This window comes from Streptomyces solicavernae (assembly GCF_029968095.1).
Classification (GTDB): Bacteria; Actinomycetota; Actinomycetes; order Streptomycetales; family Streptomycetaceae; genus Streptomyces; species Streptomyces solicavernae.
Window position 1 is genome coordinate 65636 of sequence record NZ_JASCIR010000011.1, and the last position, 18286, is coordinate 83921.

Genomic DNA, 18286 nt, shown 5'->3' on the forward strand with positions numbered 1-18286 from the left:
GCGGGGTTCCCGTGTGACGCGGCTTACAGGGCGGTGGCGACCGTTGACGCCGCTCGTCCGCTGCGCGAAGGTGAGACGTATCTCTAAGCAACTGCTTAGTATGGGACAGGTTCGGAAGGGTTCATGATGCCGGAAGCCGTGATCGTCGCCACCGCCCGCTCGCCCATCGGCCGGGCGTTCAAGGGCTCGCTCAAGGACATGCGCCCCGACGACCTCGCCGTCCGGATGGTGCGCGCTGCCCTCGACAAGGTGCCGGAGCTCGACTCCGCCGACATCGACGACCTCGTCCTCGGCTGCGGCCAGCCCGGCGGCGAGTCCGGCTTCAACATGGGCCGCATCGTCGCCGTGCTCGCCGGGATGGACCACCTGCCCGGCACCACCGTCAACCGCTACTGCTCGTCCAGCCTGCAGAGCACCCGGATGGCGCTGCACGCCATCAAGGCGGGCGAGGGCGACGTGTTCCTCTCCGTCGGCGTGGAGACCGTCAGCCGGTACGGCAAAGGCAGCGCGGACGGCCTGCCGGACACGCAGAACCCGCTGTTCGCCGAGGCGCAGACCCGTACCGAGAAGTTCGCCGCGGGCGGTCAGGCCTGGGCCGACCCGCGCGAGTCCGGCCTGGTGCCCGACGCGTACATCGCGATGGGCCAGACCGCCGAGAACGTCGCCCAGCTGAGGGGCGTGACCCGCGCCGACCAGGACGCCTTCGGCGTGCGCAGCCAGAACCGCGCCGAGCAGGCCCTCGCGGACGGCTTCTGGGCCCGCGACATCACCCCGGTCACGCTGCCCGACGGCACCGTGGTCAGCCGGGACGACGGCCCGCGCGCGGGCGTGACCCTGGACGCGGTGTCCGCCCTGAAGCCGGTGTTCCGGCCCGACGGCACGGTCACCGCGGGCAACTGCTGCCCGCTCAACGACGGCGCCGCGGCCCTCGTGATCATGTCCGACACGAAGGCCCGCGAGCTGGGCCTGACCCCGCTCGCGCGGATCGTCGCCACCGGTGTCTCCGGGCTGTCGCCCGAGATCATGGGCCTCGGCCCGGTGGAGGCGTCCCGGCAGGCCCTGAAGCGCGCCGGGCTCGGCATCGGCGACATCGACCTGGTCGAGATCAACGAGGCGTTCGCCGCCCAAGTCATCCCGTCCGCCCGGGAGTTGGGCATCGACGAGGACCGGCTCAACGTCAACGGCGGAGCGATCGCCGTCGGCCACCCCTTCGGCATGACCGGGGCGCGCATCACCAGCACCCTGATCAACTCCCTGCGCCACCACGACAAGCAGTTCGGCCTGGAGACCATGTGCGTGGGCGGCGGCCAGGGCATGGCCATGGTCATCGAGCGGCTGAGCTGAGAGACGACCACGATGAAGACACCTCCCGACCCGACACCTCCCGACCCGACACCCCCCGACCCGACACCCCCCGACCTCACCCGCACCGACCTCACCCGCACCGACCTCACCCGCACCGACCCCACCCGCACCGACCCCACCCGCACCGACCCCACGAGCAAGGACCCCATGAGTACGCGTTTCGCAGGACGTACCGCCGTCGTCACCGGAGCCAGCCGGGGCATCGGCCTCGCCATCGCCGAACGGCTGGTCGCCGAGGGCGCGAAGGTCGTCGTCACCGCCCGCAAGCAGGAGGCGCTCGACGAGGCGGTCGCGAGCCTCGGCGGGCCCGAGTACGCCCTCGGCGTCGCGGGCCACGCCGACGACACCGGACACCAGGCCGAGGTGATCAAGCGCGCCATCGACACCTTCGGCAGCGCCGACCTCCTCGTCAACAACACCGGGATCAACCCCGTCTACGGCCCCCTGGTCGACCTCGACCTGGCCGCCGCCCGCAAGATCGTCGAGGTCAACTGCCTCGCCGCGCTCTCCTGGGTGCAGCAGATCCACGCCGCCTGGATGAAGGACCACGGCGGCGCGGTCGTCAACGTCTCCTCGGTGGCGGGCGTCCGCCCCGCGCCCGGCATCGGCTTCTACGGCGCCTCCAAGGCGATGCTCACCCACATCACCCAGGAGCTGGCGGTCGAGCTGGGCCCCGGCATCCGGGTCAACGCGGTCGCCCCGGCCGTGGTGAAGACCCAGTTCGCGACCGCGCTGTACGACGGCCGGGAGGAGGAGGTCGCGGCCGCCTACCCGCTCAAGCGGCTCGGCGTGCCGGACGACATCGGCAGCGTGGTCGCGTTCCTGCTCTCCGCCGACGCGGCCTGGCTGACGGGCCAACTCCTCGTCGTCGACGGCGGCGTGACCCTCACCGGGGGCGTGTGATGCGCGGTCGGCCGGTGGGATCGGAGGCGGGGCGATGACCGGCGGAGGCCGCCTCGTGGACGCCGTCGTGTTCGACTTCGGCGGCGTCCTCACCGGGCCGGTGCGGGAGTCGATCGGCGCCTGGCTGGACCGCGACGGCATCGACCCGGCGTCGTTCTCCCGCACCCTCAAGGCCTGGCTGTCCCGCGGCGCCCCCGACGGCACGCCCATCCACCGCCTGGAGACGGGCGAGCTGAGCGCGACGGACTTCGACGCGCTGCTCGCCGCCGAGCTCACCACGGTGGACGGCGGCCCCGTCGACCCGGTGGGCGTGCTCGGCCGGCTCTTCGCGGAGCTGCGCCCGGACGAGGCGATGTTCGGCCTGGCGGACGAGCTGCGCCGACTCGGTGTCCGCGTCGGCGTGTTGTCCAACAGCTGGGGCAACATCTACCCGCGCGAACGCCTCGACGCGCTGTTCGACCCGGTGGTGATCTCGGAGGAGGTCGGCCTGCGCAAGCCGCACGCGGCGATCTTCGAGCTCACCCTCGACCGGCTCCACCTGCCCGCCGGCCGCGTGGTGTTCGTCGACGACGCCGAGCCGAACGTCCTCGGCGCCCGGGCCGCCGGCCTGCGCGCCGTCCTGCACGCGGACGCGCCGTCCACCCGGGCGGCGCTGGCGGAGCTGGTGCCCGGGCTGGGGTGAGCCGGGGGCGGGGGAGCCAGGGGGGAAACGGACGCGTGAGGTTCCGGTCCGCGGAACGGAACCTCACGCACCCGTCGCGGGTGCTGTGAGGGCAAAGGCGCCCCCGGCCACAGAACCGCAGGCCCGCGCCCAGTAGAGTGCGCCCCCGAACCCAGGACACCCGGAACCTGACACCCGAACCCTGACGCCCGGAACCTGACACCCGGATCCCCGACACCCCGAACGCTCCCCGAACCCCGAGGTACCGCCCGCCGTGACGCCCGTACGACCACGACCGACCCCCGCTGTCACCGTCGTAGGGATCGGCGCCGACGGCTGGGACGGCATCGCGGACGCCTCCCGGACGGCCCTGCGCGACGCCGAAGTCGTCATCGGCGGGCCGCGCCAGCTCGACCTGCTGCCCGAGCAGTGCGCCGGCGAACGCCTCGCCTGGCCCTCGCCGTTGCGCCCCGCCGTCCCCGGCCTGCTCGCCGCGCACGCGGGCCGCCGCATCGCCGTACTGGCCAGCGGGGACCCGATGTTCTACGGCATCGGGCGGGCCCTCACCGAAGAGCTCGGCCCGGACGCGCTGCGGGTCCTGCCGCACCCCTCGTCCGTCGCGTACGCCTGCGCCCGCCTCGGCTGGCCGCAGGAGGACGTGGAGGTCGTGTCCGCCGTGGGCCGGCCGGTCGCCCGGATCGCCGCCGCGCTGCACGACGGGCGGCGGCTGCTCGTCCTCAGCGCCGGCGCCGCCACCCCCGGCGAGATCGCCGCCCTGCTGCGTGACCGCGGCTTCGGTCCCAGCCGGATGCGGGTCCTCGAACGGCTCGGCGGCCCGGACGAGGACGCGAGCGACGAACTGCCCGCCGAAGCCTGGCCGTTGGACCGGCCCCGCGACCCCCTCAACATCGTCGCCGTCGACTGCCGCCGCGCCCCCGACGCCCTGCGCATCGGCGCCGTGCCCGGACTGCCGGACGCCGCCTACGAGCACGACGGGCAGCTCACCAAGCGCCACATACGGGCCGCCACGCTCGCCGCGCTCGCGCCCGCGCCCGGCGAACTGCTCTGGGACGTGGGATCGGGCTCGGGTTCCATCGCCGTCGAGTGGATGCGTACGCACCCCTCCTGCCGGGCCGTCACCGTCGAGCGCGACCCCGTGCGGGCCGAGCGCATCGCCCGCAACGCCGACCGCCTCGGCGTCCCGGCCCTGCGCGTCGTCACCGGCGCCGCGCCCGCCGCGCTCGCCGGACTCCCGCAGCCCGACGCGGTGTTCATCGGCGGCGGCCTCACCGCGCCCGGACTCCTGAAGGCCTGCTGGGACGCGCTGCCCGCCGGCGGACGCCTCGTCGCCAACACCGTGACGCTGGAGTCGGAGGCGCAGCTCGCCGCCCACCACCGGCGCCTCGGCGGCGAGCTGGTGAAGCTCGCGGTCGCCCACGCCGTGCCGGTCGGCAGCTTCACCGGCTGGCGGCAGGCGATGCCCGTCACGCAGTGGGCCGTACAGAAGACATCCGTACGCGATTCCGAGTACGCAGACCCCGCGTCGGACACCGACCCCGCAGGAGCAGAACGATGACCGTCCACTTCATCGGAGCCGGCCCCGGCGCCGCCGACCTGATCACCGTGCGCGGCGCCCGCACGCTCGCCGCCTGCCAGGTCTGCCTGTACGCGGGCAGCCTCGTCCCGCGCGAACTCCTCGCCGAGTGCCCGCCCGGCGCCCGCCTCGTCGACACCGCACAGCTCACCCTCGACGAGATCACCGCCGAGCTGGTCGCCGCCCACGAGCAGGGGCTCGACGTGGCGCGGCTGCACTCCGGCGACCCGTCCGTGTTCAGCGCCGTCGCCGAGCAGATGCGGCGGCTCGACGCGGCCGGAGTGCCGTACGAGGTCGTGCCGGGCGTGCCCGCGTTCGCGGCGGCCGCGGCGTCCCTGAAGCGGGAGCTGACCGTCCCGACCGTCGGCCAGACCGTCATCCTGACCCGCGTCGCGCAGCGCGCCACCGCCATGCCGGAGGGCGAGGACCTGGCCACGCTCGGCCGCAGCGGCGCGCTGATCGTGCTGCACCTGGCCGCCGGGCTCGTGGACCGCGTCGTGGGCGAACTCCTCCCGCACTACGGCGCCGACTGCCCCGCCGCCGTCGTCGCCTACGCCTCCCGCCCGGACGAGGTCGTCCTGCGCGGGCGGCTCGACGAGATGGCCGCCCAGGTCAAGGCCGCCGGCATCCAGCGCACCGCCGTGATCATCGTCGGCCGCACGCTGGGCGCCGAACAGTTCCGCGACAGCCATCTGTACTCGGCGGAACGCGACCGGCACGCCTGCTGACGCTCTGACGCCCTGACGCCCTGACGCCCTGACGCGCCGACATAGCGTGGCCGCCATGGACGAAGAGATCATCCCGGCCCTCCGGGCCGAGGACGCGGCACGAGCCGTCGGCCGGTACGCGCGACTCGGCTTCGCACAGCAGTGGGAGCACCGCTTCGAGCCGGGCTTCCCGGTGCTCACGGAGGTCGCGCACGAGCTGGAGCTGACCGACCCGGACGGCAACCGGGTCCGGGTGGGCGAGGCGGGCGGCTGAGCAGCCCGCTCAGGCCACCGAGCTGCGCCCCACCACCGTCCCGGCCCGGTCGATGCAGATCACGTCGACCGCGACCGGCGCCCCGCGCAGCACCGACAGCGCCTCGTCCCGGGCGGCCGTGGCGACGAGGTCGCCGAGCGGCACCCCGGCGGCCATGCACAACTGCAGCGCCGCGAGGCCCGTGTTCGCCTCGGCGATCTGCCCGGCGAGCGCCTCGTCCGCACCGCCCCGGCGGGCCAGCTCGGCGAGGAAGCCCTTGTCGACCTGCGAGCGCGCGGAGTGCAGGTCGAGGTGCCCGGCGGCCAGCTTGGACAGCTTGGCGAAGCCGCCGCACACGGTCAGCCGGTCCACGGGGTGGCGGCGGACGTACTTGAGCACCGCGCCCGCGAAGTCCCCCATGTCGAGCAGCGCGTCCTCGGGCAGCGCGTACTCGGCGACGACCGTCCTCTCCGACGTCGACCCCGTGCACCCCGCCACATGGGTACGCCCCGCCGCCCGCGCCACGTCCACCCCGCGCCGGATCGAGTCGATCCACGCCGAGCACGAGTACGGCACCACGACCCCCGTCGTACCGAGGATCGACAGTCCGCCGAGGATGCCGAGCCGCGGGTTCCACGTGGAACGGGCGATCTCCTCGCCGTGGTCGACGGAGACGGTGATCTCCACGTCCCCGCTGCCGCCGTGCCGCGCCGCGACCTGAGCCACATGCTCGCGCATCAGCCGCCGCGGCACGGGGTTGATCGCGGGCTCCCCGACGGGCAGCGGCAGCCCCGGCAGCGTGATCGTCCCGACCCCGGGCCCCGCCTTGAACACCACCCCGGACCCGGCGGGCAGCAGCCGCAGCGTCGCCCGCACCAGCGCCCCGTGCGTCACGTCCGGGTCGTCCCCGGCGTCCTTGACGATCCCCGCCATCGCGTACGTCTCCGTCAACTCCTCGGCGGCGAGCGCGAAGGACGGGGTCTGGCCCTTCGGCAGCGTGATCGTCACCGGGTCGGGGAAGTCGCCGGTCAGCAGCGCGGAGTACGCGGCGGTGGTGGCCGCCGTGGCGCAGGCGCCGGTCGTCCAGCCGGGCCGGAGGCCGGTGTGCTGCAGCTGGGCGCCGCGCCCGCCCTTGGGCGCGGCACCGCCGCCCCGGCCGCTCTCCTGCGCACCGCCGGACGTATCGTCGACGCCCTGCACGTCACCGTCACCGTCACCGTTCATGATCGGACCCGAACTTCCATGCACGTACTGATACTCGGCGGGACCACGGAAGCCCGCCGACTCGCCGAACTGCTCCACGGCACACCCGCCCTGACGGTGACCAACTCCCTGGCCGGACGCGTCGCGAGCCCGCGCCTGCCGCCGGGCGAGGTCCGCATCGGCGGCTTCGGCGGGACCGAGGGGCTGACCGCGTGGCTGCGGGAACACCGGGTCGGCCTGCTCATCGACGCCACCCACCCCTTCGCCGGGACGATCAGTTTCCACGCGGCGCGCGCCGCCGCTGCTGTCCATGTTCCCCTGCTCGCCCTGCGGCGCCCCGGCTGGGTCCCCGTCGACGGCGACGACTGGCACGAGGCCGCGTCCCTGGAGGCCGCCGCGGCCCTGCTGCCCGCCCTCGGCGAGCGGATCTTCCTCACCACGGGCCGCATGGGCCTCGCGGCCTTCGCGGACCTGGACGAGCTGTGGTTCCTCGTACGGTCCGTGGACGCGCCCTCGGGCCCGCGGCCTGCCCGTAGCGAGCTGCTGCTCGACCGGGGGCCGTTCACGCTGGAGGGGGAGCGGGAGGTGCTGCGGCGGTACGGGATCGATGTCGTCGTCACGAAGGACAGCGGCGGCGCGGCGACGGCCCCCAAACTCACGGCCGCCCGTGAGGCGGGGTTGCCGGTGGTCGTGGTCCGTCGGCCGCCGGTCCCGGAGGGGGTGCGGGAGGTCGCCGAGCCGGAGCAGGCCGTGGGGTGGGTGAGGCTGCACCTCTGATGTGGCGGGCGCTTCGGTTTCCCCACCCCGCGCCTTCCCGAAAGCCTGCGGCGCTGTCGTTCGGCTGCCGCGCCGTCGTGGCTGGTCGCGCAGGTCCCCGCGCCCCTTTCGGGGAGCGGGGTCCGGGCGCGGAGGAATCAGGTCCCCTCCGGATACCTCCGCGGCGTCCACACCACTTGCTCACCCGCAGCGCCCCTGCGCACGACCTGGGTCTGCGAGGAGCCGACAAGCAGCAACGTCCGCATGTCCACCTCGGCCGGGTCCAGGTCCGCAAGCCGCACGATCCGGACCCGCTCGCCCGAACCGCCCACATCCCGCGCCACCACCACCGGCGTGTCCGGCGCCCGATGCTCAAGCAGCAGCTCCCGCGCCTTGCCGACCTGCCAAGTACGGCTGCGTGAACCGGGGTTGTACAGCGCGAGCACCAGGTCCGCCGACGCCGCCGCCCGCAACCGCTCGGCGATGACCTCCCACGGCTTGAGGCGGTCCGAGAGGGAAAGCGTCGCGTAGTCGTGTCCGAGCGGCGCACCCGCACGCGCCGCGGCCGCGTTGGCGGCGGTCACCCCGGGCAGCACCCGCACCGGCACCTGCGCGTACTCCTCCTGCGAGGCCACCTCAAGCACCGCCGTGGCCATCGCGAACACACCCGGGTCACCGCCCGAGACGACCGCGACCCGACGCCCGCGCCGCGCCAGGTCCAGGGCGAACTCGGCGCGCTCCGACTCGACCTTGTTGTCCGACCCGTGCCGCACCTGCCCCGGGCGCAGCGGCACCCGGTCCAGGTAGGTGGTGTAGCCGACCAGGTCGTCCGCGGCCGCCAGCGCGCCCCGCGACTGAGGCGTCAGCCACAGCGGCCCGGCCGGCCCGGTGCCCACCACGACGACCTCGCCGACCTCGCCGACCTCCCGCACCGGCCGCTGCACGTCGACCTCGCTCGGCAGCACCGCCACCGAGAAGTACGGCACCGACGCCTCGTCGACGTCCGCGAGCCGCGCGAGCCGCTGGCCGGGCATCGTGGCCCGCTCCACATACCGCGCGGCCTCCAGACGGCCCGAACTCTCCATCGCCCGGCGGACCTTGGGGAACGTACGCCCCAGCTTCATCACGACCGCGGCGTCCGTCGCGGCGAGCCGTGCCGTCAGCTCCTCCTCGGGCAGCGTGCCCGGCAGGATGGTCAGCACCTCCTCGCCTTCGGCGAGCGGCGTGCCGAGCCGCGCCGCGGCGGCGGACACGGAGGTGACACCGGGAATGACCTCGGTGTCGAAGCGGTCGGCGAGCCGCTTGTGCATGTGCATGTACGAGCCGTAGAACATCGGGTCGCCCTCGGCGAGGACGGCGACCGTGCGGCCCGCTTCCAGGTGCACGGCAAGCCGCTCGGCGGCCTTGGCGTAGAACTCCTCCATGGCGCCCTTGTAGCCGCCCGGGTGGTCCGTGGTCTCCGTCGTGACGGGGTAGACCAGGCGCTCCTCGATGTGGTCGGCGCGCAGGTGCTTCTCCGCGATGGACCGCGCGATGGACCGGCCGTGCCGTGCGCTGTGGTACGCGACCACATCCGCCTCGCCGATGATCTCGACGGCGCGGACGGTCATCAGGGACGGGTCGCCGGGGCCGAGCCCCACGCCGTACAGCTTGCCGCTCATTCTTCCTCGCTCGCGATCGCGTTGAGGGCGGCGGCGGCGATGGCGCTGCCGCCACGACGGCCGCGCACCACCAGGTGCTCCACGCCCGGGAACTCGGCCAGCGCGTCCTTGGACTCGGCGGCGCCGATGAAGCCGACCGGGACACCGATGATCGCGGCGGGCTTCGGTGCGCCCTCCTCGATCATCTCCAGGAGCCGGAACAGCGCGGTCGGCGCGTTGCCGACGGCGACGACGGAGCCCTCCAGGCGGTCCCGCCACAGTTCGAGCGCGGCGGCGCTGCGCGTGGTGCCCAGCCGCGCGGCCAGCTCGGGCACGGCCGGGTCGGAGAGCGTGCACAGCACGTCGTTGTCGGCGGGCAGCCGCTTGCGGGTCACCCCGCTGGCGACCATCTGCACATCGGTGAAGATCGGCGCCCCGCCCCGCAGCGCCGCGCGGGCGCGCGCGACCGCGTCCGGCGTGTACGAGAGGTCCCGTACGAGGTCGGTCATGCCGCAGGCGTGGATCATCCGGACCGCGACCTGGCTGACGTCGGCGGGCAGGCCCGCGAGGTCGGCCTCCGATCGGATCGTGGCGAAGGACTGGCGGTAGATGGCCGCGCCGTCCTTCTCGTAGTCGTAGGCAGTGGTCACGGTCTTCTTCTCGCTGCTCTCGGTCGTCATGCGGTTCGATCGGTGAGCGCCACCAGGGCGGTGGCGAGTTCTGAGGGGTCGTCCAACCGGACGGTGGGGCCCGGGACTTGGGGCGTACGGGAGGTGGAACGGCCCAGCCGGTAGCCGCCGCCGGGCGAGGCGACGACGTCGATGTGCCCGGCCCGCGGATGACCGCAGCGGCGCTCGCAGCCCGACCAGTACAGGGGGAGGTGGTCGCGGCCCACGGCGTCAAGGGCGCGGGCCGCGTCCGCCTGCACGTCGGCGTGCGACTTGGCGCAGCCGGGCCGGCCGATGCAGGCGCCGACCCGCAGCCACGGCGAGTCGGGGGAGGTCACGAGCCCGGCGGCGGCGAGCCGGGCCAGCGCGTACGGGGCCTCGGAGTGGTCGAGGCCCGGCGCGGGGAGCACCGCTCCGCTCCAGGGGGTCAGCCGCAGCTCCCCGCCGTACTGCTCGGCGGTCCGCGTCAACTCGTCCCACTGGCGGGCCGAGAGGCGGCCGAGAGGAATGTGTACGGACAGGGCGTCAGCGGAAATTCCGGGCATCGGCCCGTCCGTGACGGTGACATCCCGCACGCGTATCGCGCAGCCGATCCCCGCGGCGGACAGCCCGTCGGCGACCGCACGAGTCAACTCCTCGACCGGTACGCCCAGTTCGTCCACCCGCCACACCTGTCGGCCGCGCTCGGTGCTCCCCGCCGCCGACGTGAGAAACGTCTCGGCGGCGATCAGCGCGGACCGGGCCACATCGGCCGAGGCCACCTCGATCGCCTCGGCGGACGAGCCGAGGGACAGCAGTGCGGCGCCACCGGCGACAGCCCGTACCGTCACATCGGCGTCGAGACCGGACACATCGCCACGGCCGTCGTCGAGGGCGAACAGGAAACGCCCCGACAGCGCGCGCGCGGCGTCACTCGCGCACAGCGCCGCGTCCAGACCCGCCAGCCACGGCCGTACGTCGGCGAAGCCGGCGCCGTCCAGGCCCGCGAGGGGCGAGGCCACGACGTTCCGGACCCGCTCGTGCGCGTACGAGGGCAGCAGCCCCACCGCGTCCAGCAGACCGGCGAGTTCGCCCCCGCACCCGTCGCGAAGGCCCCGCAGCTGCACGTTCCCGCGCGAAGTCAGATGCAGCGCGCCGTCGCCCAGCTCTCGGGCCGCCGAGGCCAGCGCGTCGGCCTGCCCCACGGCGAGGACTCCGCCGGGGATCCGGATGCGGGCCAGCGCACCGTCGTCCGCCGCGTGCAGCCTGAGCGACCCCGGGCAGGCGTCACCGCGGTCCCGTGCGACCGCTGTGGCCTGGGACGATGAGCGGGGGGCTGGCGAGGACATGGCGGCGAGCATACCTACCGTCATACGGGCCGCACCCCCCGCCCGTTTGCCCTGGCCCCTTACTATGCTCTCGGCGGATCACCCGGTCCGCCGTCGCCACCACGGCGACAGGGGAGGAAGCCCGGTGCGAATCCGGCGCGGTCCCGCCACTGTGAGCCCGTTCCGAAGGGGTATGTACCGAAGCGGTACGTCCCTGAAGGCGCGGGTGAGTCAGGAACTCCCTTTCCCCGCTTCACGTTTCCCCCCGGGCCGACCCCGGGGGAGGGCCGCGGAGCAGGGAGACCTCACTCCTCCACCACCCGGGGCGCGGACCCCGAGGAAGGCGTCACGCGCATGATCCTGCTCCTGTCGACCTCCGACACCGACCTGCTGAGCGCCCGTGCGGCCGACGGACCGGTCCCGTACCGCTTCGCCAACCCCTCGCGGCTCTCCCTGGACGAGCTGCCCGCGCTCCTCGACGGCGTCGGCCTGGTCGTGGTCCGCCTCCTCGGCGGCATCCGCGCCTGGCAGGACGGGCTCGACCTGCTCCTCGCCGACGGCCGCCCCGTCGTCGTCCTCACCGGTGAACAGGCCCCGGACGCCCAGCTGATGGCCGCCTCCACGGTGCCGGTCGGCATCGCCGCCGAGGCGCACGCGTACCTCGCGCACGGCGGCCCGGCCAACCTGGAGCAGCTCGCCCGCTTCCTCTCCGACACGGTCCTGCTCACCGGCCACGGCTTCGAGTCGCCCGCCGCCGCGCCGACCTGGGGCCCCCTGGAGCGCACCGCGCGTGACGGCATCGACGGCCCGTCCGTCGCCGTGCTCTACTACCGCGCCCACCACATGAGCGGCAACACCGCCTTCGTCGGCGCCCTCTGCGACGCCATCGAGGAGGCGGGCGGCCGTCCCAAGCCGCTGTACGTGGCCTCCCTTCGCGCCCCCGAGCCCGAACTCGTCGACGAGCTGCGCTCGGTGGACGCCATCGTCACCACCGTCCTCGCCGCGGGCGGCACCAAGCCCGCCGAGGCCTCCGCCGGTGGCGACGACGAGTCCTGGGACGCGGGCGCCCTCACCCAGCTCGACGTACCGATCCTGCAGGCCCTCTGCCTGACCGGTTCGCGCGCCGCCTGGGAGGAGAACGACGAGGGCGTCTCGCCGCTGGACGCCGCCAGCCAGATCGCAGTCCCGGAGTTCGACGGCCGCCTGATCACCGTCCCGTTCTCCTTCAAGGAGATCGACGCCGACGGCCTGCCCGCGTACGTCCCCGACGCCGAGCGCGCCGCCCGCGTCGCCGGAATCGCCGTGCGCCACGCGCGACTTCGGCACATTCCGGCCGCCGAGAAGCGCCTCGCCCTCGTCCTCTCCGCGTACCCGACGAAGCACTCCCGCATCGGCAACGCCGTCGGCCTGGACACCCCCGCGAGCGCGGTCGCGCTCCTGCGCCGCCTGAAGGAGGAGGGGTACGACTTCGGGTCCGAGGCCGAGATCCCGGGACTCGTCTCCGGCGACGGGGACGAGCTGATCCGCGCCCTCATCGAGGCGGGCGGCCACGACCAGGAGTGGCTGACCGAGGAGCAGCTGGCCCGCAACCCCGTCCGCATCCCGGCCGCCGACTACCGCCGCTGGTACGCGACCCTGCCCGAGGACCTGCGCACGGCGGTCGAGGAGCACTGGGGCCCGGCGCCCGGCGAGATGTTCGTCGACCGCAGCAGCAACCCGGACGGCGACATCGTCCTCGCCGCCCTCCGCTTCGGCAGTCTCCTCATCCTCATCCAGCCCCCGCGCGGCTTCGGCGAGAACCCCATCGCCATCTACCACGACCCGGACCTGCCGCCCTCGCACCACTACCTCGCCGCCTACCGCTGGATCGCCGCCTCCGCGGCCGACGGCGGCTTCGGCGCGGACGCGATGATCCACCTCGGCAAGCACGGCAACCTGGAGTGGCTGCCCGGCAAGAACGCGGGCCTCTCCGCCGCCTGCGGCCCCGACGCCGCCCTCGGCGACCTCCCCCTCATCTACCCGTTCCTGGTCAACGACCCGGGCGAGGGCACCCAGGCCAAGCGCCGTGTGCACGCCACCCTGATCGACCACCTCGTACCGCCGATGGCCCGCGCCGACTCGTACGGCGACATCGCGCGACTTGAGCAACTCCTCGACGAGTACGCCCAGATCAGCTCGATGGACCCGGCCAAGCTGCCCGCCATCCGCGCCCAGATCTGGACCCTCATCCAGGCCGCCAAGCTCGACCACGACCTGGGGCTGCAGGACCGCCCCGACGACGACGGCTTCGACGACTTCCTGCTGCACGTCGACGGCTGGCTCTGCGAGGTCAAGGACGCCCAGATCCGCGACGGCCTGCACGTCCTCGGCAACCCGCCCGCGGGCGCCGACCGCGTCAACCTGGTCCTCGCCATCCTCCGCGCCCGCCAGATCTGGGGCGGTACGACGGCCCTGCCCGGCCTGCGCGAAGCCCTCGGCCTGGACGAGTCCGCCGCCACCCGCACCACCGCCGACGAGGCCGAGGACAAGGCCCGCGCCCTCGTCCAGGCCATGGACGACGCGGGCTGGGACCCGGCCGCCGTACCCACGGAACACGGTGAACAGGTCGCCGCCATCCTGGAGTTCGCCGCCCGCGAGGTCGTCCCCCGCCTCGCCGCCACCACCGCCGAGCTCGACCACGCCCTGCACGCCCTGAACGGCGGCTTCGTCCCGGCGGGCCCGTCCGGCTCGCCCCTGCGCGGCCTCGTCAACGTCCTGCCGACCGGCCGCAACTTCTACTCGGTCGACCCGAAGGCCGTCCCGTCCCGCCTCGCCTGGGAGACGGGCCAGGCGCTCGCGGACTCACTCGTCCAGCGCTACAAGGACGACAACGGCGAGTACCCCGTCTCCGTCGGCCTCTCTCTCTGGGGCACGAGCGCGATGCGTACCGCGGGCGACGACGTGGCCGAAGCCCTGGCCCTGCTCGGCGTCCGCCCCGTCTGGGACGACGCCTCCCGCCGCGTCACGGGCCTTGAGCCCGTCCCCGCCGAGGAGTTGGGCCGCCCCCGCATCGACGTGACGCTGCGCATCTCCGGCTTCTTCCGGGACGCGTTCCCGCACACGATCGGGCTGCTCGACGATGCGGTACGCCTGGCCGCCTCGCTCGACGAACCGGCCTCCGTCAACCACGTACGCGCCCACGTCCAGGCCGACCTGGCCGAACACGGCGACGAACGCCGCGCCACCACCCGCATCTTCGGCTCACGCCCCGGCACGTACGGCGCGGGCATCCTCCAGCTGATCGACTCCCGCGACTGGCGCACCGACGCCGACCTCGCCGAGGTCTACTCGGTCTGGGGCGGCTACGCGTACGGCCGTGAGCTGGACGGCTGCCCGGCGCGCGAGCAGATGGAGACGGCGTACAAGCGCATCGCGGTCGCGGCCAAGAACACCGACACCCGCGAGCACGACATCGCCGACTCCGACGACTACTTCCAGTACCACGGCGGCATGGTCGCCACGGTCCGCGCCCTGCGCGGCACGGCCCCCGAGGCGTACATCGGCGACTCGACCCGCCCCGAGACGGTCCGCACGCGGACGCTGGTCGAGGAGACCAGCCGCGTCTTCCGCGCCCGCGTGGTCAACCCCAAGTGGATCGAGGCGATGCGCCGCCACGGCTACAAGGGCGCGTTCGAGCTGGCGGCGACGGTCGACTACCTCTTCGGGTACGACGCCACGACCGGCGTGATCGCCGACTGGATGTACGACAAGCTCACCGAGACGTACGTACTCGACCCGGTCAACCGCGAGTTCCTGCAGGAGGCCAACCCGTGGGCCCTGCACGGCATCGCGGAGCGGCTGTTGGAGGCCGAGTCCCGCGGCATGTGGGCCAAGCCCGACCCGGCGGTCCTCGAAGCGCTGCGCCAGGCGTACCTGGAGACGGAGGGGGACCTGGAGGGCGGCGAGGAGTGACCGCCTCGGCGTGCTGCTCCCCAAGGGGCGGGTAGGGGAAGACAAAGCCCGCTTGCTACGCTCCAACCCGCCTCCCGCGGGGGAAGTCCGGTGAAAGTCCGGCGCTGACCCGCAACGGTGTGCGCGGGGACCGCACGGTCCTCGCGCGAGCCCGATCGCCCGGGGGAGGCCGCGACCCGAAGACTGCTCGCCGTGGACTGCGAGAGGGGGGCACCGCGCGGCCGATCCGGCACTGCGGGGCGACTCCTGACCGCCGTCCAGCAGGCGGCCCCAGGCGAAGGACCGCCCCCACCGTGCGCCGAAGTCCCACCAAGAGCACCCCGAGTACCCCGCGGACCCCCAGCCGCATACCCTTGCCACCCCTGGTCCTCGGACTCCTCGCGCTGCTGCTCGTCTCCCTCGTCTGCGGCGTCGCACTCGGCGACGCGAGCATCGCCCGGTCCGACGTCCTCCGCTTCCTGCGCGCCGGACTCACCGGCGGCACCCTGCCCGCGGGCGACGCCGCGGCGTACACCATCGTCTGGGAGATCCGGCTGCCCCGCGTCGTCCTCGGCGCCGTCGTCGGGGCCGGGCTCGCCGCCGTCGGCGTGGCCGTGCAGGCCATGGTCCGCAACGCCCTCGCCGACCCGTTCGTCCTCGGCATCTCCTCCGGAGCCGCCGTCGGCGCCAACCTGGTGATCCTGCTCGGCGCGTTCGCCGGTCTCGGCGTGTGGGCCCTGTCCGCGTCCGCGTTCCTGTCCGCGCTCGCCGCGATGGTCCTCGTCTACGCCGTGGCCCGCTCCCCGTACGGCTTCACCCCGCTGCGCCTCATCCTCACCGGCACCGCACTCGCCTTCGGCTTCGAGGCCGTCACCACCGTCATGGTGTTCGGGGCCGCCCGCGGCGAGGCCGCCCGCTCCGTGATGATGTGGCTGCTCGGCAGCCTCGGCGGCGCCACCTGGGCGGCGGTCCCGCTGGCCGGCGCCACCGTCCTCGCCGGGTGGGCCTGGCTGCGCACCCGCGCCGAAGCGCTCAACGCCCTCTCGGTCGGCGACGAGACCGCCGCCGCGCTCGGCGTCCAACCCGAGCGGCTGCGGCGCGAGTTGTTCTTCGTCACCGCCGCCGTCACCGGCACGGTCGTCGCCGTCAGCGGCGCCATCGGCTTCGTCGGCCTGATGGTCCCGCACGTCGTACGGATGCTCGTCGGCGCCGACCACCGGCGCGTCCTCGCCGTCGCGCCGCTGCTCGGGGCGGCCCTCCTGGTGTGGGCGGACGTCCTGTCCCGCGTGCTGCTCGCCCCGGCCGAACTGCCCGTCGGAGTGATCACCGCCGTGGTCGGGGTCCCCGCCTTCCTGCTGCTGATGCGGCGCGGCGGCTACGCGTTCGGCGGCCGCTGATGAACGTGACCCCGGCCGTACGCGAGACACAGCTGAGAGGAGAGACACATGCGGCTTGAACTGGACGACGTCGCCGTCGAGATCGCCGGGGCCCGCCTCGTCGAGGACATTCACGTCACCGTCGAACAGGGCGCGTTCGTCGGCCTCGTCGGCCCCAACGGCAGCGGCAAGTCGACCCTGCTGCGCTGCGCGTACCGGGCCCTGAAGCCCGCCGCCGGAACGGTCCGGCTCGGCGGGGACGACCTGCACGCGATGAAACCGCGCAGCGCCGCCCGCGTCCTGGCCGCGCTGCCGCAGGAGACGACCGCCGAGTTCGACTTCACCGTCGCCGAGGTCGTCGCCATGGGACGCCTCCCGCACCGCGAGCGCACCGCCGCCGGGGACCGCGACATCTGCGCCCGCGCCCTCGCCCGCACCGGCGTCGGCCACCTCGCCGACCGCGGCTTCCTCGCCCTGTCCGGCGGCGAGAAACAGCGCGTCCTGCTCGCCCGCGCCCTCGCCCAGGAACCGCAGGTCCTCGTCCTCGACGAACCCACCAACCACCTGGACATCGCCCACCAGCTGGACGTCCTGTCCCTGGTCCGCGACAGCGGCCCCACCGTCCTCGCCGCCCTGCACGACCTCAACCTGGCCGCCGCGCACTGCGACGTCCTCTATGTCATCGCCGCCGGCCGCATCGTCGCCTCCGGCCCGCCGCACGACGTCCTCGACCCGGGGCTCCTCGCCGAGGTCTTCGGCGTCCGCGCCCACCCCGTACGCCATCCGGAGACCGGCGCCGTCCAGCTCCTCTTCGACCTGCTGCCGTCCGGCCCCGGCGCCTCGACCGGCCCCGCCTCCTCGCCCGCCCCTTCCCCCGACCCCACCGTGAGGACCCCATGCGCAAGCTGACCGCCGCCGCCCTCTGCCTCGCCACGACCCTCACCGCCGCCGGCTGCGGCGCGCAGGTCGAGCCGTCCGGCACCGCGAAGCCGTCGACGAAGTCCTCGGCGGTGACCCTCACCAACTGCGGCAAGAAGGTCACGTACGACAAGGTCCCCGAGCGGGTCGTCACCAACGACGTCGGCATCACCGAGCTGATGTTCGCGCTCGGCCTTGAGGACCGCATGGCCGGGTTCGCCATGCCCGACGACAAGGGCGACCTCAAGTCCGTGCCGTGGAAGGACGGTTACGACCAGGTCCGCTGGCTGTCCAAGGACCAGCTGACCAAGGAGAACGTGCTCGCCGCGAAGGGCGACTTCGTGTTCGCGGGCTGGGACTACGGCTTCCGCGAGGAGGCGGGCCTCACCCCGGACGCCCTCAAGAAGCTCGGCATCTCCTCGTACGTCCTCACCGAGTCCTGCCGGGGCGGCCGCGCCGACGACGCCCGCGGCATCATGCCGCCGCTCGACGCCCTGTACACCGACCTCGCCAACCTCGGGAAGCTCTTCGGCGTCGAGGAGCGCGCGCAGAAGCTGATCGCCGACTTCAAGCAGCGGGTCGCCGCGGTCCAGGCCGAGGCCCCCAAGGGCGCGGACCGCCCCAGGGTGTTCCTGTACGACAGCGGCAGGGACCAGCCGTTCACCAGCGGCCGGTACGCCGCGCCGGAGCAGATCATCAGCAAGGCCGGCGGGGTCAACGTGATGCACGACGTGGCCGACTCCTGGACGACCGTCGGCTGGGAGACCGTCGTCAAGCGGAACCCCGAGGTCATCGTGGTCTGCGACTACGGCGAGGTGAGCGCCGGGCAGAAGCGGGACTTCCTGCGGTCGCACCCCGCGCTGCGCGACGTGTCCGCCGTCAAGCACGACCGGATCTTCACCCTGGACTACGTGGACCTCGTCGAGAGCCCCCGCAACCCCTCGGCCGTCGAACGCCTCGGCGCCTATCTGCGGAAGGTCGCCGACGAGCGCTGACCCGGCCCGA

Annotated in this window: 15 protein-coding genes and 1 riboswitch; of the genes, 11 read left to right on the top strand and 4 right to left on the bottom strand. The window is 73.9% G+C overall.

Annotated features, from left to right (window positions below; all coding sequences use genetic code 11):
- Positions 1-126 precede the first annotated feature (126 nt).
- From QIS99_RS15335 to QIS99_RS15360, 6 genes are all read left to right on the top strand, one after another.
- Positions 127-1344, top strand: coding sequence for an acetyl-CoA C-acetyltransferase (locus QIS99_RS15335; RefSeq protein ID WP_282514008.1), 1218 nt, complete (start codon positions 127-129; stop codon positions 1342-1344).
- 168 nt (positions 1345-1512) lie between these two features.
- Positions 1513-2268: an SDR family oxidoreductase gene (locus QIS99_RS15340; RefSeq protein WP_282514009.1), complete on the top strand. Its 756-nt coding sequence runs from the start codon at positions 1513-1515 to the stop codon at positions 2266-2268.
- A 34-nt stretch (positions 2269-2302) separates the two neighbouring features.
- Positions 2303-2950: an HAD family hydrolase gene (locus QIS99_RS15345; protein WP_282513887.1), complete on the top strand. Its 648-nt coding sequence runs from the start codon at positions 2303-2305 to the stop codon at positions 2948-2950.
- A gap of 253 nt (positions 2951-3203) precedes the next feature.
- Positions 3204-4505, top strand: a complete 1302-nt coding sequence (gene cbiE, locus QIS99_RS15350; RefSeq protein ID WP_282513888.1) for a precorrin-6y C5,15-methyltransferase (decarboxylating) subunit CbiE — start codon at positions 3204-3206, stop codon at positions 4503-4505.
- The gene (gene cobM, locus QIS99_RS15355) at positions 4502-5251 is read left to right on the top strand and encodes a precorrin-4 C(11)-methyltransferase (protein ID WP_282513889.1); all 750 of its coding nucleotides are present in this window, start codon (positions 4502-4504) and stop codon (positions 5249-5251) included. Before cbiE ends, cobM begins: the two co-directional genes overlap by 4 nt.
- 55 nt (positions 5252-5306) lie before the next feature.
- Positions 5307-5504 (top strand): hypothetical protein, encoded by a 198-nt coding sequence (locus tag QIS99_RS15360; RefSeq protein ID WP_282513890.1) that lies wholly within the window; start codon positions 5307-5309, stop codon positions 5502-5504.
- Positions 5505-5513: 9 nt separating this feature from the next.
- Here the strand turns inward: QIS99_RS15360 and QIS99_RS15365 are convergent, their stop codons facing one another.
- Entirely contained in the window at positions 5514-6707 is a 1194-nt protein-coding gene (locus QIS99_RS15365; protein WP_282513891.1) for a cobalt-precorrin-5B (C(1))-methyltransferase, read from the bottom strand.
- Between the two features lie 18 nt (positions 6708-6725).
- Here QIS99_RS15365 and QIS99_RS15370 point away from each other — a divergent pair, with 18 nt between their 5' ends.
- Positions 6726-7463, top strand: a complete 738-nt coding sequence (locus QIS99_RS15370) for a cobalt-precorrin-6A reductase (protein WP_282513892.1) — start codon at positions 6726-6728, stop codon at positions 7461-7463.
- Between the two features lie 137 nt (positions 7464-7600).
- On the opposite strand, the gene QIS99_RS15375 is transcribed toward QIS99_RS15370, so the two are convergent.
- Genes QIS99_RS15375 through cobG form a run of 3 tightly spaced genes read right to left on the bottom strand, consistent with a single transcriptional unit; the run spans position 7601 to position 11090 of the window.
- Positions 7601-9103, bottom strand: coding sequence for a precorrin-2 C(20)-methyltransferase (locus tag QIS99_RS15375; RefSeq protein WP_282513893.1), 1503 nt, complete (start codon positions 9101-9103; stop codon positions 7601-7603).
- Positions 9100-9762: a precorrin-8X methylmutase gene (locus tag QIS99_RS15380; protein WP_282513894.1), complete on the bottom strand. Its 663-nt coding sequence runs from the start codon at positions 9760-9762 to the stop codon at positions 9100-9102. Before QIS99_RS15380 ends, QIS99_RS15375 begins: the two co-directional genes overlap by 4 nt.
- Positions 9759-11090 carry a precorrin-3B synthase gene (gene cobG / locus QIS99_RS15385; protein ID WP_408909567.1) on the bottom strand — a complete coding sequence of 444 codons (1332 nt, stop codon included), beginning with the start codon at positions 11088-11090 and terminating at the stop codon, positions 9759-9761. Before cobG ends, QIS99_RS15380 begins: the two co-directional genes overlap by 4 nt.
- Positions 11091-11191: 101 nt before the next feature.
- Positions 11192-11298: riboswitch (cobalamin riboswitch) on the top strand.
- Between the two features lie 113 nt (positions 11299-11411).
- Here cobG and cobN point away from each other — a divergent pair.
- From cobN to QIS99_RS15405, 4 genes are all read left to right on the top strand, one after another.
- The gene (cobN, locus tag QIS99_RS15390; RefSeq protein WP_282513896.1) at positions 11412-15008 is read left to right on the top strand and encodes a cobaltochelatase subunit CobN; all 3597 of its coding nucleotides are present in this window, start codon (positions 11412-11414) and stop codon (positions 15006-15008) included.
- 293 nt (positions 15009-15301) lie between these two features.
- Complete coding sequence (locus QIS99_RS15395; protein WP_408909565.1) at positions 15302-16384, top strand: FecCD family ABC transporter permease; 1083 nt, start codon at positions 15302-15304, stop codon at positions 16382-16384.
- A gap of 48 nt (positions 16385-16432) precedes the next feature.
- Positions 16433-17272 carry an ABC transporter ATP-binding protein gene (locus QIS99_RS15400; RefSeq protein ID WP_282513898.1) on the top strand — a complete coding sequence of 280 codons (840 nt, stop codon included), beginning with the start codon at positions 16433-16435 and terminating at the stop codon, positions 17270-17272.
- Positions 17260-18276, top strand: coding sequence for an ABC transporter substrate-binding protein (locus QIS99_RS15405; RefSeq protein ID WP_282513899.1), 1017 nt, complete (start codon positions 17260-17262; stop codon positions 18274-18276). The genes QIS99_RS15400 and QIS99_RS15405 overlap by 13 nt, the downstream gene beginning before the upstream one ends.
- Positions 18277-18286 lie beyond the last annotated feature (10 nt).